The organism is Nocardia sp. NPDC050630, assembly GCF_044457245.1.
GTDB lineage: Bacteria > Actinomycetota > Actinomycetes > Mycobacteriales > Mycobacteriaceae > Nocardia.
In genome coordinates this window covers 244,597-267,778 of the sequence record NZ_JBITGN010000008.1, presented here as the reverse complement: position 1 = coordinate 267,778, position 23,182 = coordinate 244,597, and the positions used below count along the sequence as shown (strand labels likewise).

Annotated in this window: 23 protein-coding genes; 15 read left to right on the top strand and 8 right to left on the bottom strand. The window is 66.0% G+C overall.

Annotated elements, in window-relative coordinates:
• Nucleotides 1–4: 4 nt before the first annotated feature.
• A complete protein-coding gene (mftD, locus tag ACIBG0_RS22360; RefSeq protein WP_397034879.1) occupies nt 5–1,198 on the bottom strand; it encodes a pre-mycofactocin synthase MftD in 1,194 nt (397 codons plus the stop codon).
• The gene (mftE, locus tag ACIBG0_RS22355) at nt 1,195–1,923 is read right to left on the bottom strand and encodes a mycofactocin biosynthesis peptidyl-dipeptidase MftE (RefSeq protein WP_397034878.1); all 729 of its coding nucleotides are present in this window, start codon (nt 1,921–1,923) and stop codon (nt 1,195–1,197) included. The genes mftD and mftE overlap by 4 nt, the downstream gene beginning before the upstream one ends.
• Nucleotides 1,924–1,990: 67 nt before the next feature.
• On the opposite strand from mftE, the gene mftR reads away from it, so the two are divergent.
• From mftR to ACIBG0_RS22320, 7 genes are all read left to right on the top strand, one after another.
• Complete coding sequence (gene mftR / locus ACIBG0_RS22350) at nt 1,991–2,608, top strand: mycofactocin system transcriptional regulator (protein ID WP_397034877.1); 618 nt, start codon at nt 1,991–1,993, stop codon at nt 2,606–2,608.
• A gap of 108 nt (nt 2,609–2,716) precedes the next feature.
• Nucleotides 2,717–3,625, top strand: a complete 909-nt coding sequence (locus ACIBG0_RS22345; protein ID WP_040691747.1) for an STAS domain-containing protein — start codon at nt 2,717–2,719, stop codon at nt 3,623–3,625.
• Nucleotides 3,626–3,637: 12 nt separating this feature from the next.
• Entirely contained in the window at nt 3,638–4,027 is a 390-nt protein-coding gene (locus ACIBG0_RS22340) for an STAS domain-containing protein (protein ID WP_040691749.1), read from the top strand.
• Complete coding sequence (locus ACIBG0_RS22335; protein ID WP_040691752.1) at nt 4,005–4,430, top strand: ATP-binding protein; 426 nt, start codon at nt 4,005–4,007, stop codon at nt 4,428–4,430. Before ACIBG0_RS22340 ends, ACIBG0_RS22335 begins: the two co-directional genes overlap by 23 nt.
• Nucleotides 4,423–5,061: a SpoIIE family protein phosphatase gene (locus tag ACIBG0_RS22330; protein WP_397034876.1), complete on the top strand. Its 639-nt coding sequence runs from the start codon at nt 4,423–4,425 to the stop codon at nt 5,059–5,061. Before ACIBG0_RS22335 ends, ACIBG0_RS22330 begins: the two co-directional genes overlap by 8 nt.
• Before the next feature lie 13 nt (nt 5,062–5,074).
• The gene (locus tag ACIBG0_RS22325) at nt 5,075–7,414 is read left to right on the top strand and encodes a SpoIIE family protein phosphatase (RefSeq protein ID WP_397034875.1); all 2,340 of its coding nucleotides are present in this window, start codon (nt 5,075–5,077) and stop codon (nt 7,412–7,414) included.
• Between the two features lie 85 nt (nt 7,415–7,499).
• Entirely contained in the window at nt 7,500–7,832 is a 333-nt protein-coding gene (locus tag ACIBG0_RS22320; RefSeq protein WP_397034874.1) for an STAS domain-containing protein, read from the top strand.
• Between the two features lie 185 nt (nt 7,833–8,017).
• Here the strand turns inward: ACIBG0_RS22320 and ACIBG0_RS22315 are convergent, their stop codons facing one another.
• On the bottom strand, nt 8,018–9,055 hold the full coding sequence (locus ACIBG0_RS22315) for an LLM class F420-dependent oxidoreductase (RefSeq protein WP_397034873.1): 1,038 nt from the start codon (nt 9,053–9,055) through the stop codon (nt 8,018–8,020).
• A 115-nt stretch (nt 9,056–9,170) separates the two neighbouring features.
• Between ACIBG0_RS22315 and ACIBG0_RS22310 the strand changes: the two genes are divergently transcribed.
• The 3 genes from ACIBG0_RS22310 (at nt 9,171) to ACIBG0_RS22300 (ending at nt 12,268) form a co-directional block, all read left to right on the top strand.
• Complete coding sequence (locus tag ACIBG0_RS22310) at nt 9,171–9,803, top strand: cyclodeaminase/cyclohydrolase family protein (RefSeq protein WP_397034872.1); 633 nt, start codon at nt 9,171–9,173, stop codon at nt 9,801–9,803.
• A gap of 165 nt (nt 9,804–9,968) precedes the next feature.
• Nucleotides 9,969–10,721, top strand: coding sequence for a L,D-transpeptidase family protein (locus ACIBG0_RS22305; protein ID WP_397034871.1), 753 nt, complete (start codon nt 9,969–9,971; stop codon nt 10,719–10,721).
• A gap of 134 nt (nt 10,722–10,855) precedes the next feature.
• Entirely contained in the window at nt 10,856–12,268 is a 1,413-nt protein-coding gene (locus tag ACIBG0_RS22300) for a hypothetical protein (RefSeq protein WP_397034870.1), read from the top strand.
• A 3-nt stretch (nt 12,269–12,271) separates the two neighbouring features.
• Here the strand turns inward: ACIBG0_RS22300 and ACIBG0_RS22295 are convergent, their stop codons facing one another.
• Nucleotides 12,272–13,180 (bottom strand): NADP-dependent oxidoreductase, encoded by a 909-nt coding sequence (locus tag ACIBG0_RS22295; RefSeq protein WP_397034869.1) that lies wholly within the window; start codon nt 13,178–13,180, stop codon nt 12,272–12,274.
• A gap of 67 nt (nt 13,181–13,247) precedes the next feature.
• Between ACIBG0_RS22295 and ACIBG0_RS22290 the strand changes: the two genes are divergently transcribed.
• A complete protein-coding gene (locus tag ACIBG0_RS22290; protein ID WP_397034868.1) occupies nt 13,248–13,658 on the top strand; it encodes a winged helix-turn-helix transcriptional regulator in 411 nt (136 codons plus the stop codon).
• A 5-nt stretch (nt 13,659–13,663) separates the two neighbouring features.
• On the opposite strand, the gene ACIBG0_RS22285 is transcribed toward ACIBG0_RS22290, so the two are convergent.
• A complete protein-coding gene (locus tag ACIBG0_RS22285; RefSeq protein WP_397034867.1) occupies nt 13,664–15,424 on the bottom strand; it encodes an ABC transporter ATP-binding protein in 1,761 nt (586 codons plus the stop codon).
• An 82-nt stretch (nt 15,425–15,506) separates the two neighbouring features.
• Between ACIBG0_RS22285 and ACIBG0_RS22280 the strand changes: the two genes are divergently transcribed.
• Both ACIBG0_RS22280 and ACIBG0_RS22275 read left to right on the top strand, forming a co-directional pair.
• Nucleotides 15,507–15,989 carry a MarR family winged helix-turn-helix transcriptional regulator gene (locus ACIBG0_RS22280; protein ID WP_397034866.1) on the top strand — a complete coding sequence of 161 codons (483 nt, stop codon included), beginning with the start codon at nt 15,507–15,509 and terminating at the stop codon, nt 15,987–15,989.
• 8 nt (nt 15,990–15,997) lie between these two features.
• Nucleotides 15,998–17,563 carry a 2OG-Fe(II) oxygenase gene (locus ACIBG0_RS22275; RefSeq protein WP_397034865.1) on the top strand — a complete coding sequence of 522 codons (1,566 nt, stop codon included), beginning with the start codon at nt 15,998–16,000 and terminating at the stop codon, nt 17,561–17,563.
• A gap of 186 nt (nt 17,564–17,749) precedes the next feature.
• Here ACIBG0_RS22275 and ACIBG0_RS22270 read toward each other — a convergent pair whose 3' ends face one another.
• A complete protein-coding gene (locus ACIBG0_RS22270) occupies nt 17,750–18,604 on the bottom strand; it encodes a bifunctional 5,10-methylenetetrahydrofolate dehydrogenase/5,10-methenyltetrahydrofolate cyclohydrolase (RefSeq protein ID WP_397034864.1) in 855 nt (284 codons plus the stop codon).
• Nucleotides 18,605–18,810: 206 nt separating this feature from the next.
• Between ACIBG0_RS22270 and ACIBG0_RS22265 the strand changes: the two genes are divergently transcribed.
• Together ACIBG0_RS22265 and ACIBG0_RS22260 are read left to right on the top strand one after the other, a co-directional pair.
• Nucleotides 18,811–19,683, top strand: coding sequence for an ElyC/SanA/YdcF family protein (locus ACIBG0_RS22265; protein ID WP_397034863.1), 873 nt, complete (start codon nt 18,811–18,813; stop codon nt 19,681–19,683).
• A 104-nt stretch (nt 19,684–19,787) separates the two neighbouring features.
• Nucleotides 19,788–20,588, top strand: coding sequence for a putative protein N(5)-glutamine methyltransferase (locus ACIBG0_RS22260; RefSeq protein ID WP_397034862.1), 801 nt, complete (start codon nt 19,788–19,790; stop codon nt 20,586–20,588).
• A 50-nt stretch (nt 20,589–20,638) separates the two neighbouring features.
• On the opposite strand, the gene ACIBG0_RS22255 is transcribed toward ACIBG0_RS22260, so the two are convergent.
• Both ACIBG0_RS22255 and ACIBG0_RS22250 read right to left on the bottom strand, forming a co-directional pair.
• On the bottom strand, nt 20,639–21,469 hold the full coding sequence (locus tag ACIBG0_RS22255) for an SDR family oxidoreductase (RefSeq protein ID WP_397034861.1): 831 nt from the start codon (nt 21,467–21,469) through the stop codon (nt 20,639–20,641).
• A 78-nt stretch (nt 21,470–21,547) separates the two neighbouring features.
• Complete coding sequence (locus ACIBG0_RS22250; protein WP_397034860.1) at nt 21,548–23,119, bottom strand: succinic semialdehyde dehydrogenase; 1,572 nt, start codon at nt 23,117–23,119, stop codon at nt 21,548–21,550.
• Nucleotides 23,120–23,182 lie beyond the last annotated feature (63 nt).

Sequence of the window (23,182 nt, the reverse complement as noted above, 5' to 3'; positions counted from 1 at the left end):
CAGGTCAAGCCGATTGCACGGCCGGGTCCGGCAGCCCCAATGCCCGCTCGAACCCGTCCGGCACCACCAGATCGCCCCGATCGAGCTCGCCGACGCTGGTCTTGCGAAGTCCCAGCAGCGCCGAATCAATACCGCCGCGCAGGATGTCGAGCACATTCTCGACACCGGCCTGCCCGTTCGCGGCGAGCCCCCACAGGTAGGCCCGCCCGATCATGACCGCGCGGGCGCCGAGCGCCACGGCCTTCACCACATCGCTGCCGCGCCGGATGCCGCCGTCGAGCACCACCTCGATCTGCGATCCGACCGCATCGGCCACCACGGGCAATGCCCGAATCGCGGCGGGCGTGCCGTCCAGATTGTTTCCGCCGTGATTGGACACCGAAATCGCCGCGACACCGGCATCGACCGCGCGCAGCGCATCATCGACGCGCATCACGCCCTTGAGCATGACCGGCCCGTCCCACTGTTCGCAGATCCACGCCACATCCGCCCAATCCGGCGCTGGCGTACCCATCCACTCCCCGTAGGCACCGAAGAAACCTGGCGCCGGACCGTCACCGACAGCCATATTCGGCGCGGTGAGATCCGGAATGCGGCCGGAGCGAACATAAGTCGCGAGCCAGCGCGGCCGCGCCAGAGTCTGCGGTGCGAATGTCAGCATGGTCTTGAAGTCCAGCTTCTCCGGGATCACCGGGCTGCCCCAGTCGCGCCCGTGCGAGAAGGACCAGTCCAGGGTCAGGATAAGACCGACCGCGCCTGCCGTCTTGGCGCGCGACATCCGCTGCAGGATCTCATCTTTCGAACCACACCAGTACAGCTGGAAGAATGTCGCCGGATTCGCCGCGATGACTTCCTCGATGGGCTTGCTCGCGAAGGAACTGAGCCCCATCGCAATCCCACGAGCTGCCGCCGCACGCGCCACGGCCACCTCGCCATCCGGATGTACCGCCTGCACGCCGGTGGGTGAGATCAGCACCGGCATCGAGAGCTGCTGTCCCAATACGGTTGTCGACTGGTCGCGGTCGCCGATCGGGCCCGCGCAATGCGGTGCGAAGCCGAGTTCGGTGAATGCCTGCTGATTTTCATCGATGGTCTGCCCGCGCTCGGATCCGGCGATGAGTGCGCCGTACACCGACCGCGGCAGTCGTTTCTTTGCCCGCCGCTGCGCCTCGGCAACGGTTTCGAACCAGGTGTTCACGAGAGGGATCCTTTCGGGGAAGCCACCGGCCACCACAGCCGGATCTGTTCATGCAGGTCAGTGGTCAATTGGGCGAGCAGTGCGGTGCCTTCATCGGCGTTCGCGCCCGTCGGGTCGCCGAGCACGCCGTTGGCGCTGACCGCGCGCACTCCCCCGGCGCGCAGCAGGGGTAGGAGTTCGGCGAGCGGCCTCGTATCACCGGCGACGGCGTGTTCGGTGCGCACCGCCTCCGGCCGCAGCGCCAACTGCATCGAGGTCTCGGCGCGGCCCGCGTGCGGATCACCCGGATAGCGCGGCATGAATACCCGCACGTCCCGGGATTCGGAACGCAGCAACGCCTCGGCTTTGCGCAGCGGTGCGAGATTGCCGCCGTGCCCGTTGACGAGCACGATGCGGTCGAAAGTATCGGTGGCCGAGCGGCACAACTCGACGATCAGCAACTCCAGCGCGGCCTGCCCGATCGACAGCGTGCCCGCGAAACCCGCGTGCTCGCCGCTGGCTCCGTACGGGATCGCCGGCGCGATAAGCACATCCGACCGCAACCCGGCCAGCCGCGCGCACAATGCCACCGCGATATCGGTATCGGTGGACAGGGGCAGATGCGGTCCGTGCTGTTCGGTCGCCCCGACCGGCACGGCGAGAATCGCGCCCGCAGCCGCGCGCGACCCGACCTCCGGCCAGGTCAATCGCGCGGCCACAGTGTGTTCCGCGACACGTTCCACCATGCCGAGAGATTATCGTCAGTGACTGACATAATCAAGATCCGGCGATCGACGCCCATAATCAACAGCCGTGACCGATGCCAAGGTGCGGGGCCGCCCACGCGGCACAACCAAGCGCGAACTCGAATTGATCGCCATGCGACTGTTCACCGAACAGGGCTTCGCCGAAACCACCGTCGAGCAGATCGCCGCCGCCGCGGGTATCAGCGGACGCACCTTTTTCCGTTACTTCCCTACCAAGGCGGAGGTGCTCTGGTACCAGTTCGACGCCGAGGTCGAGGCACTGCGCGCGGCCTTCGCGACGGTGCCGGACGAGGTACCGATGATGACGGCGGTACGCCGAGTTGTGGTGAACGCCAACCGATATCGCGCCGAAGACGTGCCCGAGCTACGCGTTCGCATGCAACTCGTCGGCGGCGATCCGGCACTGGCCGCCACCGCGGGCGCGCACTATGACGCCTGGGAACGGGCCGTCAGCGCCTTCGCCGCACGCCGCCTCGGCGTACCGGAGGACAACCTGGTCGCGATGGCGGTCGGGCGCACCACCCTGGCCGCGGCGCGCGCCGCCTTCGATGCCTGGCTGACCCGCGCAGACACCGACCTCACGGTCTATCTCGACCAAGCGCTGGCGGCCCTGGCGCGTGGATTCGCACCGCCTTCCGAGGATTCGCATCTACCATCGAGCTAACGGCAGGTTTCACCGGCGACCGGGATGGGGTATGACTAGGCTCGGTATCGGCACGCAGCCGCATGCATGACTATCCCGACAATCCCGTCGAAAGGGGCTGGAATTTCCATGTCCGAGGTGTCCATGAGCCTTTCGGCGGATTCCCTGCCCGTAGGACCGGTCGACAACCTGCTTCCGCAGCTGGTCGAACACCTGCGGCAGAACCGAACCGGGCTGCGTGAAGAGTGGGCGAGGCGCATCACCGAGGCCCAGCTGCTGACCGCGATGACCCCGGAGGAAATCTTCTCCGAAGCGACCTCCATGTACGACAACTACGTCGAGGTGCTGGTAACCGGTAGCGTCGAGGCGCTGCAGGCCTACGCCCGCGATCTGTCCGAGCGCATTATTCCGAGAGGCGTCGAAACCGACGAGGTCCTCGGCATCGTGCTGCTGCTGCGCGACGTACTGGCCCGCTCGCTGTTCGAGAAGTACCAGGCCGATTTCGAAATGCTCAACGCCGTACTCGACGCGTACGAGCCCGCCGCGAACCGCATCGCGAGCACCGTGGCCATCTCGTTCGTGCAGGAGCGCGAGCGCGTCATCCGCCAGCAGCAGGAAGCCATTCGCGAGCTGTCCACCCCGGTGCTCCAGGTGCGTGAGCAGCTGCTCATCCTCCCGATCATCGGTGTGCTCGATTCGCAACGCGCCCGCCAGCTCACCGAACAGCTACTGCGCGCCATCCGCGCCAATCGCGCGAAGGTGGTGGTCATCGACATCACCGGTGTGCCCGCGATCGACTCCACGGTGGCCAACCACCTGGTCCAGACCGTCGACGCATCCGGCCTGATGGGCGCCAATGTGATCATCACCGGCCTGTCCTCCGAGATCGCCCTCACCCTGGTGACCATCGGCCTGGACCTGTCCAAGATGAACGCGGTCGGTGACCTCCAGGGAGGTATCGAAGAGGCCGAACGCTTACTCGGCTATGAGGTGACCCGCGTCACGGATCGAATGCTCACCGAGCGCGATGGGCGCTGATCGGGCCCCCCTATGCCGGTTCCGATCCTCAAACAAGGTACCTATCTAATTGCGTCGGTCCAGTCAGCCTTGACCGACGCCGATACCGAGCGTCTGCAGGACGACCTGATGAAACAGGTCAGCAGATACCGCGCACACGGGATCATCGTGGACGTCACCGCGATCGATGTGATGGATTCGTTCGCGGCCAGATCGCTGCGTACCATCGCGCACATGACCCAGCTCCGCGGTGCCGAAACGGTCATCGTCGGATTACAGCCCGAAGTCGCGTTCGCCATGGTGCAGCTGGGCCTCACCTTCGAGGATATGCACACCGCCCTCGACCTGGAAGAGGGCTTGGCGTGGCTGAACCGCATGACTCCGGCCCGCCGCCAGCGAGATGGTCGTGACAGTGGCCGCTGAGAACTTGGTGATTGCGGTCAGGGTGTCGGGTGACATCGTGATCGCACGTCAAGCCGGACGTGAGCTGGCGGCCAAGCTCGGATTTTCTCTGACAGATATGACCATGATCTCGACGGCGATCTCCGAGATCGCCCGCAACATAACCAGTTACGCGGGCAGTGGTGAAATTCGTTTGCTGGTCGATGACCGGGAGGGTCGCCAGGCGCTGGTCGTCCAGGCCGAAGACCAGGGCCCCGGCATCCTCGATATCGCCCGCGCACTCGACGACGGGTACTCCACCGGCCGCGGTCTCGGACTCGGCCTGCCCGGCGCACGCCGGCTGATGGACCGGCTCACCGTTGATTCGGCGCCTGGTCGCGGCACGTTGGTGGAGATGTGGAAGTGGGTACCCAACGGTGCATGAGGACGGGATCATCGGCCGGATCGAATGGGCGGTGGCCGGCCGTGCCCTGCCCGGTCAGCGGGTCTCCGGTGATCGCGGTGTGGTCCTCGACGCGGGCGGCGGCGCGGTGCTGTTCGCCGTGCTCGACGGACTCGGCCACGGCTCGGCGGCCGCGGACGCCGCCGATCGCGCAGCGCAGGTGCTCTCGGAGAACCGCGCCGAACCGCTGGACGTGCTGATGGTGCTATGTCATCGGGCCATGGCCGACACCCGAGGCGCGGCGGTGTCTCTGGCGCTGTTCGGCACATCCGATACGGTGCACTGGCTCGGCGTCGGCAATGTCGATTGCCGGATTCTGACCGCGGGTCCGGTCGGGCTCACTATGCGCGCGACGGTCCTGATGACCGGCGGCATCGTCGGCTATCGACTACCCCAGAACCTACCGGTACAGACCGTCCCGGTGCGTCCTGGCGATCTGCTGTTGATGTCAACCGACGGCATCGTCACCGAAGCCGCCGACAGCGGCATCGATCCGTCCAAATCCACCGCCGAGATCACCGCCGAAATCCTGGCCAGGCATGCCAAGGACACCGACGACGCATTGGTGCTCGCGGCCCGCCACCGGGGCGGCGTACTGGAGGCACCAGCGTGAACGGTGGCATGAAATGAGCGCGGCATTGGCCGCATTTCTCGACGCTTACTCGGATGCGCTACGGCGGCATCTGAACTCACCGTCGCAGGCGAGTCTCGGCGAGGGGTACGAACTCGGCCGCCGCGCCCTCGTCGAGGGCATCAGCCTGCTCGACCTCACCGAAAACCATTACCGCGTGGTGCAAGCCGCGGAATCGAGCACTGCGGAAGCCGAGGAATCCCCCAAACACGCCGAGACCGCACTCGAGTTCCTGCTGCAGACCCTCGCCGCCCTGGACATCGCCACCCGCGGCTATATCGACGGCACCCGCCGCGCCGAACAACAGCGTTCGCGCATCGACGATCTGGCCGGGCGCGATGCCTTCCGCACCGCCCTGGTGGAGTCGCTGCAGGACGGATTCTTCGTCGCCGATGCGCGCGGCACCATCATCGAGGTCAACTCCGCCTTCGGCGCGCTGACCGGCTATGGCGCATCGGAACTTCCGTTCCCGCTGCCGCATCCGTGGTCGACGCCGGAAGGTCCGCGCTATCCCGATCTGGGTAGCGAGGCCCAGCGGTTCGTGATTCCGGTCAAACACCGCGACGGCCGCACGGTCTGGCTCGCGGTGAGCACCAGCGCGATGGTCGAACCGGAGAAGTACGAGCAAATCTTCGTCGGCACCATCCGCGATGTCACCGCCGAACACGATGCGCAGGCCCGCGATCAGGCCGCGTCACGACTGGCCACCGCGGTCGGCGCGGCGACGAGTGTGGTCGAGGTGCTCGCCGTCGGGCTGGACGAACTGCGACGCACCGTCGGCGCGGAAACCGCGGTGGTGATGGTGTGGCCCAATCGCAATACCGGGCCGGAGACGTATGTTTCGGGGGCCGAGGGTGATCCGGAGGGCTCGGTGCTCGACGCCCGCGCGCGGGCGCTACTGGATCGAGCTCGCCGCCGTCCGGCGCGCAGTCTGTTCGCCATTCCGGAGGGCACCGAGAGTTCCGAGGGCATCGTCGCCCCGCTCGGCGAGACCGGTGATGCGGCACTGTGGCTGCGCTTCGCCGCGCCGCGCGCCATCAGCGCCGCCGACTGGACGTTGTTCTCGCTGCTCATCGGCCATCTGAGTCTGGCCGTGCAGCGGGCGCGCAACTTCGATCAGGCGCGCTCGACCTCGCTGACGCTGCAGCGTGCCATGCTCGGTCCGATCGAACTGCCGCCGCGCTTCTCGGTGCATTACGAGCCCGCGCTGCCGCCGCTGGAGATCGGCGGCGACTGGTACGACGTGGTGCCGCTGCGCGATGGCACCATCGGCGTCGTGGTCGGCGACTGTGTCGGGCGCGGTCTGTCGGCGGCCGTGGTGATGGGCCAATTGCGTACGGCCGCACGAGCTCTGCTGCTGCGTGGCGCGGGCCCGGCACAGCTGCTCGCGGAACTCGATACCGTTGCGGGCCGGATTCCCGGCGCGATGTGCACGACGGTCTGCGCGGCCGTTCTCGATCCGGTGCGCGGGTTGGTCCGCTACAGCAGTGCCGGACATATGCCGCCGATTCTCGCCGATGTCGGTCAGCCGGGTCGACTGCTCGAGGGCGGCCGTGCGGTACCGCTGGCAACCTTCGATACGCCACGACGCCCCGAAGCAACCACAGCGCTCACACCGGGTTCGACGCTGGTGTTGTTCACCGACGGCTTGGTCGAACAGCGCGGCGTCGATATCGATGACAGTTTCGCGAAGATTTCGGGGGTGCTCGCCGATACCGCGGGCAAGCTGCCGCGTGAGGTCGCCGATGCCGTGCTCTCCCGACTACGTCCGGCGGCGGGCTACGACGATGACGTCGCCATGGTCGTGTACCGGCAACCCCCGGCACCGCTGCGGCTCGAGATTCCCGCCAATCCGGATCAGCTCTCGGCGATGCGCAAGCGGCTCAAGGCCTGGCTCGCCGCGGCCGCGGTGCCGCACGACCTCGCCTCCGACCTCATCGCCGCGGCGAACGAGGCGTGTAGCAACAGCATGGAGCACGCCTATCGCAATGGCGGCGGGCCGGTCACCCGCGCGATCAACTCCACGGCCGAACTGCTCGGCCGCGCCACCAGCGCTGCGGCGGCCACCACCGCTCCCGGACTCGTCGAACTGACCGCCGAATGTGATACCCAAAAGGTCGTCATTCTGGTCGCCGACACCGGAACGTGGAAACCACGCTCCGCCGACCCAGGGCCGCGCGGACGCGGCATCGACATGATGCGGGCACTGACGGAAGAATTGGAGATAGACCACAGCGGGGTGGGCACCCGCGTCCGCATGTCGGTAACGTTGCCCGCGATCAAATCCCCCGTAGCGAACCCGCTGCGTGGCACGAACCGCCAGATTTCTGGCTGAGGAATGCGGCGCGAGAGGCGGGTTCATGGCAGATTGTGATGATGTGACAAACAACTCCGGAGACGCGTATCCCTTGGCGGACACGATGACCACCACAGTCGAGGCACACGATGGCGCGACCGTGCTCACGGTTTCCGGCGAGGTCGATCTGGCGACCGCGCCAGCGCTGGAGAACACCATCGAGGCCATCCTCACCGGCAAACCGGCGGTTCTGATCATCGACCTGACCGGTGTGAGCTTCCTCGCCTCAGCGGGTATGGCGACCCTGGTCGCGGCGCATCAGCGTGCGGGCGATACGACGACCATTGTGGTGGTCGCGGACGGTCCGGCCACCAGTCGGCAGCTCAAGATGACGAGCCTCGATCAGGTGTTCGCACTGCACACCACCCTGGCCGCGGCGCTGGCCTCACTCCGGTAGCGCCCCGACTTCGACCCGAACCCTTTCCGATCACCCGACCACCACGGAGCGAGTCTTACGAGCGACGTTCACGGCCCGTCTCGAGGCCGAGCTGTCGAAGCGCATGCGACGAAGTCGCCAGTCTCGACCGCTCGGCCTCCAGACGCTAGGGGGCCGTGAACACGCAGCGCCGCGGGCGCTGCGAATCAGCAGAGTTCGCGCAGTTGCTCGATCAGCTTGACCCGCTCGGCCGAGGTCGCGGCCATCGGCACCACATTCAGCACCGTGACACCCGCCGCACGGAATGCGGCGATCCGTTCCTTCACGAAGCCGGCCGGGCCGACCAGCGAGATATCGCGGACCAGATCATCCGGGACCACTGTGACGGCCTCTTCCTTCTTGCCCGCCAGATACAGCTCCTGGATCCGGTCCGCTTCGGCACCGTAGCCGTACTTGGTGGCCAACGTGTGGTAGAAGTTCTTGCCCTTGGCGCCCATGCCGCCGATGTAGAGCGCCAGATGCGGTTTCACGAATTCCAATAGCGGCGTGACATTCTCACCGATGGCCAGTGCGGGCCCCGCGTAGACGTCGAGCTCGCCGAGGCTCGGATCGCGCTTGGCCAGACCAGCATCCAGCGATTCGCCCCAGATCTGCTTGGCCTTCTCCGGTACGAAGAAGATCGGCTGCCAACCCTCGGCGATCTCCGCGGCCAGCTCCACATTCTTCGGGCCCAGCGCGGCCAGCAGCACCGGAATACGTTCGCGCACCGGATGATTGATCAGCTTGAGCGGTTTGCCCAGGCCGGTGCCCTGATCGGCGGGCAGCGGGATCTGGTAATACTTGCCCTGGTACTCCAGTCGCTCGCGACGCCACACCTTGCGGCAGATCTCCACCAACTCCCTGGTGCGTCCAATGGGCGCGTCGTAGGGAACGCCGTGGAAGCCCTCGATCACCTGCGGGCCCGACGCGCCGAGGCCGAGCACATAGCGGCCGTCGGAGACGAAGTCCAACCCGGCGGCGGTCATGGCGGTCAGGCTCGGCGTGCGGGTGTAGATCTGCAGGATGCCCGAGGCCAGCTGCAGCCGGGTGGTCTTGGCCGCGAGATATCCGAGCGCGCTCACCGCGTCGAACGAGTAGGCCTCGGGCACGAACACGATGTCGAGTCCGGCCCTTTCCAGGTCGGCCACCTCGGCGGCCGCCTCTTTGAAGCCGCCCGAGTAGTTGATGCTCAATCCGATCCGCATAGCACTCAACATAACCGCAGCTACGCACCGGCCGCGCACCGGCCACCGGTGCGAGCGGTAGCGTATTCGCCGTAGTTCTCCACTATCGTCGCAGGAAAACGAAAGGCCACCCGACGTGTCGCAGCCCGCCTTCGCTGAGGTCACTCTCGCGCAGTACTTGACCGACCTGGCCGCGAAGGTGCCGGCACCAGGCGGCGGTGCCGTCGCCGCACTGCACGCCGCACAGGGCGCCGCGCTGGTCGCGATGGTCGCGCGCTACACCACCCGGGCCAAGGATGCCGAGCACCGGCCGGTCATCGACCGGATCATCGAGGCGGCCGATGCGGCCCGCGAGCGCGCGCTGGCGTTGGCCGATGCGGATGCGGCGGCGTTCACCGCCGTCGGCAACGCCTACAAGTTGCCGAAGGATTCCCCGGAGCAGGTCGCCGCGCGCAGCGATGCCATTACCGCCGCGCTGCTCGAGGCTGCCCGGGTGCCCGCCGCGGTCGTCGACGAGGCCGATGAGGTGCTCTCACTCGCCACCGAACTGCTGCCGATCGGAAATCCCAATGTGGTCACCGATATCGGCGCCGCCGCCGATGCGGCGCGGGCCGCGGCCACCAGTTCGCAGCTCAATATCGAAATAAACGTCCGCTCACTCAGCGCCGAACAGGGCGATAAGTTCGCGGCAGTTCTGATCCGCATCGACGAGATCACTGCTCGTGCGGACGCATTGCACGCGGATGTATTGCATGCGGTACGCAGCTGAATTCGACCAACCGGTCGGATCGTTTGCCCGGTTTTATGCCGGGTATGTCGCCTCTATACGAAAAACCTGTGGACTCGGACGGCCGTTATAGAACCGGTACGTCGAGTTGATCATGAAGTCCTAGACTGGATTTCTGCGTCCCACACCAGCGTGAAGGGGTGGACCATGCGGAGCGCACTCAGATACCTATTCCTCGCGATCACGATCGTCGCCTTGGCGGCCTTCGGGTCCGGAACGGCATTCGCCACTACGATCCTCGAACCGAGCGCCGACGTCGTCGCGACGATTACCCCGTCGGCAGGCCAGGAAGTCGGCATCGCGGCACCGGTGACGATTCGATTCGCCGATTCGGTCGCCAACCGCGACCGAGCTGAACGACTGGTCGATATCCGAGCCACCGAGCCACTGCCGGGAGCCTTCTCCTGGGCGAGTGATCGTGAATTGACTTGGACACCAACAAGTTTCCTGCCCGCCCGAGCGCCGATCTCGGTGCAGGTCGGTAACACTCGCACCGAGTTCCGCACCAATGCGGGCGTGGTGGCCGACGCCGATATGTCAGCGCATACCTTCACCGTGAGCGTCGGCGGCGCGGTCGCGCGGTCGGTGCCCGCGTCCATGGGCAAGCCCGGCTACGAGACACCGACAGGTACCTTCCCGATACTGGAAAAGTTCCGTTCGGTCGTCTTCGACTCGCGCACCATCGGGATACCGCTGAGCTCCCCCGAGGGCTACGTCATCAACGGCGAGTACGCCGAACGCCTCACGTGGGGCGGCGTTTTCGTGCACTCCGCGCCGTGGTCGGTGGATTCGCAGGGCCATGCCAATGTCAGCCACGGCTGCATCAATCTGGCTCCCGACGACGCCGCCTGGTACTACCAGACCGTCGGCGTCGGCGATCCGGTCACCGTGCACTGGTGACCCGTAAACAATCCGTTTTTCCTTCGCGACACCTTCTCTCAATGTCGTCACGGGCAGCAAACCTGGCAGTATCCTGCCGGGGTTGATACAACTGCGGGACACACGTGATCGTATGACCTGATGAAGGTGGGGCGATGGATCGACCGGATATGACCTCGCGGGCGAATATGGGCCCGCAGCCGGGCGCTGCGCCACAACAACCGCTCGGTGCGCCGAGGACATACCGGACTCCGACACCGCCGAACCCGTTCCACCGGATCGGCTCCACCGAGGACGATGCGCCGACCGGTCCGATTCCGCGGATCCCGGTCGACGGCGCACCCATCGACACCGGTCCACTACGGCTCGTTCCAATCGACAGCGCCGCAACGCAATCCGGGCCGCTGCCCCGAGTGCCGGTCGACCGGGCGCCGACGAATACCGATCCGTTCCGGCGCATTCGCGGCCAACAGGTTCCCGGCGGCCAAGCTCCGAATCCCCAGGGCCCGAGGCAAATCGGACCGATACCGCGGATTCCGATCCAAGACGTTCCCGCGCGTCAGGCACCGGTTCCAAACATCTCGATGCACCAGGCGCCGACCGTGCAGGACAGTGAGCAGCAATCGCTGACATTGCCGGATCCGATCCGTCAGGCACCCATCACCGCAAACCCGAACCCTCCCGCGCCTGGCGCACCGCGTCCGCCCGCCGTGCAAGATCCCCATTGGCACCCCCCTGTTCCTCAGGAGCCGCCCATGCGGGCTCCGCTCCAAGAAGATCCGATGCGCCAGAACCCGATTCACCCGGGGCCTCCCCACGCCGAAGCCACTCGACACGATTCGAACCATGACGCACCGGGCACGTACGAGCAGAACCTGATTCAGGTAGACGACAGCGAATTCACGCGGCAGGAACTCGACTATCGAGGTGAGTGGTCCGAGTGGGTCGAAGAAGTTCCCGAGGAACCGAAACCCGCTGCGCCGGATTACTTCCGGCACGAGGAGGCATTGGCGGCCATGATCGATCGTTCCGGGCGGAATCGGTCGAAGCGCCGGTGGGTGCCCGTGCTGGTCGGATCGGTCGCGGCGGCCGGACTGCTCGTCGTGGCGTTCGTGCAGATTCGCCCGGATCCGCAACCGGCGACGGTTGCCTCGTCCACACTCAGCCAGGTCGCGGTCTCCGGACCCACCCCCGCCGCCGAGTGCCCGGCCGAGCGCGTCGGGGACACCATCACCGGCAACGGTGCGGGCGGAATGGATTCCGGACCGGGCGTCATCTTCGCGTTCCAATACGCGTATTACGTCACCCGGTCCGGTGTGGCGACCCGAGAGTTCGTGGCGCCCAATGCATCCGTCTCCCCCGCCGGGACAATTCAACAGGGCATCGATGGCATTCCGGCCGGTACCACCCACTGCATCAGCATTACGCCGGGGACGTCCGTCGGCCAGTATCTGGTGCAGGTGACCGAGCATCGGCCCGATTCGACATCGGTCACCTACAAACCCCAGGTCGTCACGACGGCGCGCGTGGGCAACCAGACACTCATCACCGGGATCGGCGCGGCCTGACGGTCACACCGGCGAATTCCACGGCACCAGTACGATTTTCCCGCGGACGCGCCCGGATTCGCTCAGGTGATGCGCCTTGACCACCTCGGCCATCGGCAGCACCTGATCGACCTCGACATGCAACCGGCCCGTCTCGAACAGGGCGGTCAGCTCGCGTAGATCGCGGCCGGACGGATCGACATACAGCCGCTCGTACCGCGGATCGCTGTCGGCATCATTGCCCTGCGCGTCGATCAGGCGACCGTCCGCGGCGAGCACCGGCAGCGAACGCGACCCGTAGTCGCCGCCGACGAGATCGAAGACGACATCGACATCACGCACGATCCCCGCGAAATCGCTTGTCGTGTAATCGATCAACTCATCCGCTCCGATACCACGAAGGAATTCGTGATTGGCGGCGCGGGCCGTGCCGATCACATACGCGCCACGGTCCTTGGCGATCTGCACGGCGAAATGTCCGACACCACCGGCAGCCGCATGCACCAGCACGCGTTGTCCGGCAACGACTTCGGTAAGTCCCTGCCATGCGGTCAGCACCGCGGTCGGCACGGCGGCCGCATGGATGTGATCCAGGATCGCCGGTTTCGGTGCGAGGAACTCCTCCTGCGCCACAACGTATTCCGCATACCCACCCGACCGACTGAGCACCATGCCGTAAACCTCGTCGCCGACCCGGAATCGCTCGACACCGGCGCCGACCGCATCGACGATCCCGGACACATCGAAGCCGAGGGTGAACGGCGGATCCCCGAGTTTGCGCACCAGTCCGGACCGCAGCTTCCAGTCCGCCGCATTCATACCGGTGGCGGCGACCCGCACCAGCACCTCGCCAGGCCCGGCGCTCGGCCGATCGACCTCGACGATTTCCAGAACCTCGGGACCACCGAATCTTTGTTGCGTGATTGCGAGCATGCCACCGATTCTGCGGTCCCCTAGTATCCAAGGGAAAGAAGGCACTTCAATGATCCCGAGGTACCCAATGGATACCGTTGTCGACTGGTCCGGTTCCGATAACCTGGTCAAGAGCTATCTGACCAACTGCCCGGCCCGCGAAGTGCTGACGGTGCTCGCCGACAAATGGGTGCTCCTGGTGCTCGGCGTGCTGCGCACGGCGGGCGGGCCGGTGCGATTCAACGATCTGCGGCGTCGGCTCGACGGCATCACCCAGAAGATGCTCACCCGCACTCTGCGCAACCTGGAGCGCGACGGGCTGGTCCGCCGTGCGGTCTACCCCACCGTTCCACCGCGGGTGGAGTACTCACTGACCGAATTGGGTGCCAGCCTCGGGGAGCTCAGTCATGCAATGGGAGTCTGGTCGGTGCGGCACCACAGCGAAATCCACTCCGCCCGTGAGAAATTCGACAACCGCGCCGAACCCGAACCCATCTGAACACCTCAGGCCGCGCGGAGGAGGTCGCCGCCCGACGCCAGCGCCGCATAGCGGCCGTCGGCGTCCATGAGCTCGCGGTGGGTGCCGCGTTCGATGATGTGACCGCGGTCGAGTACGACGATCTGGTCGGCGTCGCGGATGGTGGAGAGCCGATGCGCGATGGTGATGGTCGTTCGACCTTCGGATAGCGCGTCGATGGCCGCCTGCACCTCCTGCTCGGTCCGGTTGTCCAGTGCGCTGGTGGCCTCGTCGAGTACCAGGATCGGCGGATTGCGCAGGATCACGCGCGCCACCGCCAAACGCTGCTTCTCACCGCCGGAGAACCGATAGCCGCGTTCGCCGACCAGCGTGTCGTACCCGTCCGGCAGACTCGCGATGTGGTCGTGGATCTGCGCGGCCCGCGCCGCTGCATATAACTGCTCATCGGTCGCATCGGGTTTGGCGAACCGCAGATTGTCCGCGACCGAGGCGTGGAACAGATAGGTTTCCTGGGAGACCACACCGACGGCTGCGGCCAGATCGGCAAACGTCAAGTCCCGCACGTCGATTCCGTCGATCTGAACCCGTCCGGAGGTCGCATCGTAGAGTCGCGCCACCAGATAGCCGAGTGTGGTTTTGCCCGAACCGGTTTCGCCGACGATGGCCAGGCTGGACCCGGCGGGCACAGTGATGTCGATGTCCTGCAACACATCCCGTGTCCCGGATCCGTAGGTGAAGCCAACATGCTCGAAGCGAACCTCACCTTGCACGCCCGGATCCGGCACCGGCACCGGCGTTATCGGTTCCTCGATATCCGGCTTCAAGTCCAAGTATTCGAAGATCCGGCCGAACAGCGACATGGAACTCTGCACCTCCACACCGGTGTACAGCAACTGCACCATCGGGCGCAGCAGGCTCGTCTGCAAGGTCGTGAAGGCGACCAGGGTGCCGATCGACACCAGCGGATGTCCCGCCGCCACGGTCAATCCCGCCGCCCAGTAGACGATCGCGGGCATGGCCGCCATGACGATCTGAATCGTCGACTGCCGCCACCGTCCCGCCATGCCGGACCGGATCTCCAGGTCCACCAGTCCGCGCGACTCCTGCGCGAAATCGTCGACCAGAGCCGGCGAGCGGCCCATCGTGCGCCCGAGCAGAATGCCGCTCACCGAGAGCGATTCCTCCACGATCGCCGACATGCCCGCCAATTTCTGTTGCCGCTGTGCGGTGATCTTCCTGCGTTCGTCTCCGACGCGGCGGCTGATCCAGACGAAGAACGGCAGCATGATCAGCGAGACCACGGTGAGCCGCCAGTCCAGGGCGATCATGGCGATCACCGAGGCGGTCACGGTGGTGAAATTCGAGACCAGTGAGGTCGCGGTCGAAGTGACGGTGGATTGCATCCCGCCGATATCGTTGGCGATCCGCGACTGCACCTCACCGGTGCGGGTAGTCGTGAAGAACGACAACGGCATTCGCTGCAACTGCGCATATACCGCGGCGCGCAGATCGTGCATGACCTGTTGACCGACCGCGGTGGAAATGTAGGTCTGGAGCACGCCGAAGATGCTCGTGAGTGCGGCGACCGCGACCATGCCCGCCGCCAGCGCGGTCAGCAGACCGGTGCGGCCGTGCGGCAGGGCGTCATCGAGGATGCCGCGCAACATGAACGGCGACGCCAGCGAGACCAGTGACGATAAACCGACGAGCGCGGCGACCAATGCCAAGCGCGTGCGATAGGGACGAAACAGCCGGACGATCCGGCGAAGTTGATGTGGGGGCCGCATAGGCGCCTCCCTTCCGAGGACTACTGCATAAAACTGAGCATGACTCATAATTGTTCCGAAAACAATGAGTTATGCTCAACAAATGGACAACGCGCTCGATCTCGACCTCCCCGAGCTGTTCCTACGCACGGCCAAACGCATCCGCCGCAACCAGGTCGCCAGACTCGCCCCACTCGGCATTACCCCAGGTCAGGCCCGTGCGCTCCGCATTGTCGGCCATCACGACGAGCCCCTGCGGATGGCCGCGCTCGCCGATCACCTCGGCATCGTGCCGCGCTCGGCCACCACCGTCGTCGATGCGCTCGAAGCCGCGGACTTGGTCTCGCGCGCGCCGGACCCGACCAACCGCCGTTCCACCCTGGTGACGCTGACCGACTCCGGCCGAACCGCGCTCTCGCAGATGGCCGCGGCCCGCCGCGCCGCGGCCGAAGAGGTCTTTGCCAGCCTGAGCGTCGAGCAGCGCACAACGCTTCGTGACTTGCTTGCCGCACTCGATGCGCAGGCATCGGTCGGCCCATCCACTGGGACGAACATCTCGTTGACTTCCCTGCCGCGCCGGAGCTGAATTGGGACATGCTGGACATGCCCGCCGGTCCGATTGTGAAGGTGCAGGCCGGCATTGCCGCCGAAGCGCGGACCTGCTTTCTGTTGCGAGGGGTGTTCGACGCCGCCGAGTGCGCCGAAATCATCGATACAGCCACCGATTCGGGCTTCGCGCCGACCGGCGCGCACTATCCGGCGTCCTATCGCAACAATGACCGGTTGGTCCGCGACGACCCGGTGCTGGCGGATGCGCTGTTCAGCAGGATCGCCGAATACCTTCCGTCGCGGCTGCATATCGATGGCGCCGACTGGCGGCTGGTCGGGCTCAACGAGCGGTTCCGGTACTGCCGCTACCGCGGCGGCCAATCCTTCGCCACCCATCGCGATGGCGCGCATGCCAGCAGCGCGACCGTCGTCTCCCGGCTGACGTGCATGATCTATCTCAACGACAGCACCGAGTTCGACGGCGGACAAACTCGCTTCTACGCCAGCGGCGAACCGGGTGCCGCCTCACTCGGGGTGGTTCGGCCCGAGACCGGCGCCATCGTGGTTTTCGATCATGCGCTCTGGCACGACGGCGAGCCGGTGACCGGCGGCACCAAGTGGGTGATGCGCACCGATGTGCTCTACGAGCGGGAGCAAACCATCGCATCATCGGAGGGCATCCTGCGCGGACACGATGGGTATGTGTGGAGTGTCGCGGCCCGCGCGAACGGCACGCTTGTGAGCGCCTCGCGCGACCGCACCATCCGGATCTGGGAGCCGACCGGGGCTGGCTATGCCCAGCGGCGCACGCTGCGCGGTCACGATAGTTCGGTGACCGCCCTGCTCGCGCACCCGAACGGCGAGCTGTGGAGCGGCTCGCGCGACGGTGCCGTTCGCCGCTGGCGTTCGTGGGAACCGCATACGGTCGGGCATCATTGCGGCGCGGTGCTGTGTGCGAACGCCTTGCCCGACGGGCAAGTGGTTACCGGCGGTGCGGACGGGCGGGTTCGATGGTGGCGTGCGGATGGGTCGGAAGGCGTGCTCGACGTCGGTGGCTGGGTATGGGCAGTGGCTTATGCTGGCGCACAATTGGTTATCGGTTCCGAGGACGGCACGATCGCGGTCCGGGATGCGGACGGCAGTCTCGTTGGGAGTGTGCGGGCGCCCGCCCCTGTACGCGCGCTGGCCGTTACGCCATCGGGCACGGTGATAAGTGGTGACGCCGAAGGCTGGTTGCGCGTCTGGAACCTGCCTCGGCCACTTCCCGACGAAGCACGCCCTTTTGCGTCGAATCCGACTGCGGCACACGAACAGACATTGCCCTCGGACTCGGCGACGCCCACCGACCGGATACCGCATTCCGCGATATCCGAGCTGAGCGCGCGACGGGCGCACACAGGTGCCATCTGCGCGGTGACGCCGCTGCCCGACGGACTGGTGGCCACCGGCGGCGAGGACGGGGCCGTACGAATCTGGCACGCACCCGATCTCACCGAACTCGAGGTGTTCCACCACGACGATTTCGTCCGCAGCCTCGCCGCGCTCCCCGACGGGCGTTTAGCGAGCGCCTCATACGACGGAACCGTGCGCCTCTGGCAAGTTCAGACGTAGCCCACAACGGGCAGGCATTACCTTGTCCCGCTATGGCGTGGATGTCGCAGGGACGCTAGCTGCGGCGCGGTGGTTGGCCCGTTTGCCTGCGGAGGTTGCATGCGCAACGCATCGGCGCTGTGCGGGAGAGTCTGTTGCAGCGGATCGACGCGTTGCGCGGGCCGAAGTCGTTGGTGCGGTGGTTGTTCAGGCGGGGTGCGTGTTCTCGGCGGCGGTTACCACGTGGCGCATGAGAAGGGCGGTGGTCACCGGGCCTATGCCGCCGGGGACGGGGCTGAGGGCGAAGGCTTTGCCGCGGACGGTCTCCGCGTCTACGTCGCCAACGATTTTGCCGTCGGGGGCTTCGTTGGTGCCCACGTCGATGACGGTGGCGCCCTCGCGGATGTGTTTGCCGGTGACCAGGCCGATGCGGCCGGCGGCGGCTACCACGATATCGGCGGCGGAGGTTACTGCGGGGAGGTCGGTGGTTCGGGAATGGCAGATGGTGACGGTGGCGTTTTCGGCCAGCAGAAGTTGAGCAAGGGGCTTGCCGACGATATTGGAGCGGCCGACGACCGCGACATGCCGACCGGCGAGCGGGATTTCGTGATGCTTCAGTAGTTCGACGACGGCCTCGGAGGTGGCGGGGACGAAGCCGTCGAGGCCGGAGGCGAGCAGGCCGAGCGAGAGCGGGCTGACGCCGTCGACGTCCTTGGTGGCGGCGATCGCGGAGCTGACATCGTCGAGGGTGACACCGGCGGGCAGCGGTGTCTGCAGCATGATCGCGTCGATGGTGCTGTCCGCGCTGCGGGCAGTGAGTTCGGCGCTTATCCGCTCGATGCTCGCGTCAGCGCCGAGTTCGATGGTGTCGCAAGCGATTCCGAGACGTTCGGCGGCCTTGCGCAGCGAGTTCACGTACCACGCGCTGGCCGGATCATCATTGGCCACGATCAGGGCCAGGCGCGGCGCGGTTCCGCTCGCGGTGAGCGCGGCGGCGCGCTGCTTGGTGTCGGCGTTGATGGCGGCGGCGAGTTCCTTGCCGGACAGCGAAACGGTATCCACGTTGTCACACCTTATCGGCTGCACCATGCCGACGGTTCCGCTGGTCGTCTCGCGCGCCGCTCGGTTCGCTCGAATGCCGGAATCAACGGATAGCAATTACCGGGTTAGCGCCACTACCAGCCGTATTGTGATAACACCCCATCTCAGCTAACTATCAGCTGACCTACCGAAAGCCCCGTTTCACGCGTGGAAAGGTGTCGACTGTAGTGAAAATCGCGAGGCATTGGAAACTATGGGTCGCGACCGCGTTCGCGGCCGCGACCATCACCGGACTATCCAGCGCACCCGCCATCGCGGTGCCGGAAACCGACGCCCTATACAACTCCGCCCAGCGCGCCTTCACCGACGGCGACGACGCCGCAGGGCGCGCCGAACTCCGACAGCTCATCGCCGCCGACCCGGCCGACGCCGAGGCCCTTTCGCTGCAGGCGATCTGGTCGCATTACGCCAATGACCTGCCCGCCATGGCCGATGCGCTGGCCCGCCTCGCCGCGGTCGACCCGGCAATGGCCCAGGGCACCAACAACGTGCTCGGCGCGATCGGCGCTGCCCTCGGCACCCTGCCGAATCCGCTGCCGGCGCTCGTCGGACCGCAGACCGGAATCGTGGTACTCGGCTATGGCCTGCTTCCCGACGGTTCGCTGCGTCCCGAACTGGTGAACCGGTTGACCGCGGCCTGGTTGCAGGCGGTCGCGGCACCACTTTCACCGATCGTCGTCACCGGCGGCAATCCACAGAACGGGATCACCGAGGCCGAGGCCATGCGGGCCTGGTTGGTCGGCATGGGCCTGCCCGCATCCCGGATCAATGTCGAGAGCCGGGCCGGATCGACGGTGCAGAACGCACTTTTCAGCACCGATATGCTGCGGGATATCGGCGCGAGCAGCGCGGTCGTGGTCACCTCGCCGAACCACATCCGGCGCGCGGTCGCCGATTTCATTGTCGCGGGCACCCGGGTGGTCGGGGCGACGACCTCACTCGAGCAGCTGGTATCGCAGTTGCCGCCACCCACCAGGCAGGCGCAGCGCGGCATCTACCTGGACGCTACGCGGACATTCCAGCTCGCCACCTCGCGCTGAGCGATACGGGTACGAGCGTGCGCTTTCGGCTCCGAAATGTCAGAAACGACGCAAAAATGCACGCTCGGCCCCCAGCGCACCGGCAAACACGGCACGATATTCCGATGATGCCAACCGGAGATGTGGTCGCGCGACTGCGCGCCGCGGGGTGTGTTTTCGCCGAGGACGAGGCACGGTTGCTCATCGCCGCCGCGACGGAGACCGGTGCCGATCTCGCGGAGTTGGTCGCGCAACGAGTGTCGGGTACACCGCTGGAATACCTGCTGGGCTGGACCGAATTCCACGGCATGCGAGTCGCGGTCGTCCCGGGTGTGTTCGTCCCGCGCCAACGCACCGCCTTCCTCGTCGACGAGGCCGCCGACCTCGCCCGCGCCATGCCGACGCACCCTATCGTCGTCGATATATGTTGCGGCTCAGGCGCATTGGGTCTGGCACTGGCCAAAACCCTGGCCGCCGAAGGGCGTCCGATAGAACTCGCCGCCACCGATATCGAACCTACGGCGGTCGAATGCGCCCGCCGCAATCTCACCCCGATCGGCGCACCCGTCTACGAAGGCGACCTTTTCGAGCCGCTCCCCTGTGAATTGTGCGGGCGCATCAATATCCTGCTCGCCAACACCCCGTACGTGCCATCGGAGATGATCTCCAGGATGCCGCCGGAGGCACGCGATCATGAACCGCGCACCGCCCTCGACGGCGGACCCGATGGCCTCGATATCTTCCGCCGTGTCGTCGCGGCCGCCCGCACCTGGCTCGCGCCGGGCGGCCACCTGCTCGTTGAATCCACCGAAGCTCAGGCCATGCCCTCGATCGGCATCCTCACCGCGCACGGCTTCACCGGCCGCAGCGCCGAATCAGATCAGCTCTACTCCACCGTCGTGATCGGCACCAAGCCCGATGCGTGATGCGGATCACTACCCAACACCGATGAACCGGTCACGACCAGCTGAGGCCGCTACTTCTTACGCCCGGTGAACTCGTCCATCGAGTGGTACACACCAACCGAATTCAGGAACAGATCGCGCAGCTTGATCGGCAGCAGACCGGAGATCGCCTTGTTGAGCCGGGAGGTCCACGGCAGGATCACAAGTGGAGTACCCGCCTTCATTTCGCGCCACGAGGTATCGACCACATCATCTTGTTCCAGGATCGGCGTGAACAGGAAACCCTTTGCGCCATCGAACATTCCGGTGTTGATATAGGTCGGACAGACCGTGGTGACCCGCACGTGGTCGTGACCCGCCTGTTCCAACTCGATACGCACCGAGTCCGACCAGCCCAGCGCCGCCCACTTCGAGGCCGCGTACACGCTCATGCGCGGATTGGAAACCAGACCCGCCGATGACGCGATGGTCATGACCCGCGCCGCACCCGTGCCACGCACCATCGCTGGCAGGAATTCGAGCGTAATGTACATCGGCGCAAGGGAATTGATTGCCATCGTCTTATCGATATCGGCGCGATCGGCGGTCTCCCAGAAGTAACTGTTGCCGCGCACAATGCCCGCATTGTTGATCAGGATATCGATATCGCCCACGTCGGCGCGTACGGCGGCCGCGGCCTCGCTGATAGCGTCGTGAGCGGATACGTCGACCACATAGTGATGAATAGCGACGCCGTGACCGGATAATTCGACCGCGGTCTCCTTCAGCGCGGATTCGTTGATATCCCACAGCACCACCGCGGAGGCACCCTCGCGCACCGCACGCTCGGCGAACCGCTTGCCAAGGCCCATCGCCGCGCCCGTGACCAGGACCTTCTTATCGGCTACCGTGTCCAGTTTCATTCGTCCTCATCCTGATTTCTTCGTGAGCAGCTTCTGGCGCAGTTATTTTCGACGGCGCGGTTACTTGTGATGGCGCAACTATTTTTGACGCAGCGCCTTCATGACACCGAAGAACAGCGTCATCGTCTTCGCCCACAGTTCCTCGGACATGCCGGGCAGCGGCGCGATGGGGAACATCCGCTGCACCGCGATCGTCTGGGTGTCGATGTACTTCAACAAGCCCTCTGGCCCGTGCCGACGCCCGGTACCCGAAATGCCGAGTCCACCGGATGGCGCGTCCGCACTCCCCCATGCGGCGATGAAGCCCTCGTTCACATTCACCGAACCCGCATTGATGCGCGCGGCCACCTTGCGACCTCGATCGACATCCTTGGTCCAGACGCTCGCATTGAGCCCGTATGCGGTGTCATTGGCCTGCTCGACCGCCTCGTCGTCGCTGCCGACCCGATATATCGACACAACGGGCCCGAAGGTCTCCTCGCGGTACACCGTCATCCCGGGACGCACTCCGGTCAGCACGGTCGGCTCGTAGAAGTACGGTCCGAGATCGGGACGAGCCTTCCCGCCCGCGAGCACCTGCGCACCCTTCGCGACGGCATCGTCGACATGCGCACTGACGGTGTCCAATTGGCGCTGGAACGTCAAAGACCCCATATCACTGTGGTAATCGAGCGCACCACCCAATTCGATGGCCCGCACATGTTCGATGAATTCGCCGACGAACCGGTCGTAGACCTTGTCGTGCACATAGATTCGCTCCATCGACTCGCACAGTTGCCCCGCCGAGGCGAAGCAGGCCCGAATCGCGATCTTGGCCGCTCGGGACACATCCGCATCGGCCAGCACCAGCAGCGGATTCTTACCGCCGAGTTCGAGTGAATAGCCGATGAGCCGCTCACCGGCCTGCTGTGCGATGATTCGGCCGGTCGCACTGGACCCGGTGTAGTCGACATAGTCGGCGCGCGCGATCACCTCACCGCCGATCACCGAACCACGGCCGAGCACCGCCTGCCAGAGCCCGCGCGGTAGCCCGGCGCGCTCGGCGGCATCAATGGCCCACAGCGCGGTCAGCGCGGTCTGGTTATCCGGGCGCGCGACCACGGCATTTCCGGCGACCAATGCGGGCAGGGCGTCGGAGACGGCCAGAGCCAGGGGATAGTTCCATGGGGAAATCACCGCGACCACGCCCTTGGGCCGATGCCGCACATCGACCTGGGTCAGTACCGGCAGCACACCGCGCGGCTTGCGGGTGGCCAACAGCTTGTTGGCAACCGACGCGTAGTACCTGGCATTGACGGCCACATCGCCGACCTCGTCGAAGGCGTGCGCGCGCGACTTGCCGGTCTCGGTCTGCACGATATCGAGGATGGTGTCCTGTTCGGCCAGCACGATGTCGTGGAATTTCCGCAGCACCGCGACCCGCTCACGGACCGAGCGCCGCGCCCATTCGCGCTGTGCGGTGCGCGCGGTCGCGAAGGCGGTCTCGATATCGCCGGTCGAGGACTGGGGCAGATCCGCGATCTTGCGCCCGGTCGCGGGCGCGAACATCTCCACCGCGGGAGCTCCACCCGCGATCGCACGATCTAGCAGGGGTCGCACCAGGGCCGCGGGCAGGGCCGTCGGTTCGGTCAGTTGGCGGGCGGTCGTCATTGTCGGCCCTCTCCTGGGTCGGGCGCCTGTGCTGGACGAGGCGGTAAGCCGGGTTCAGCTATT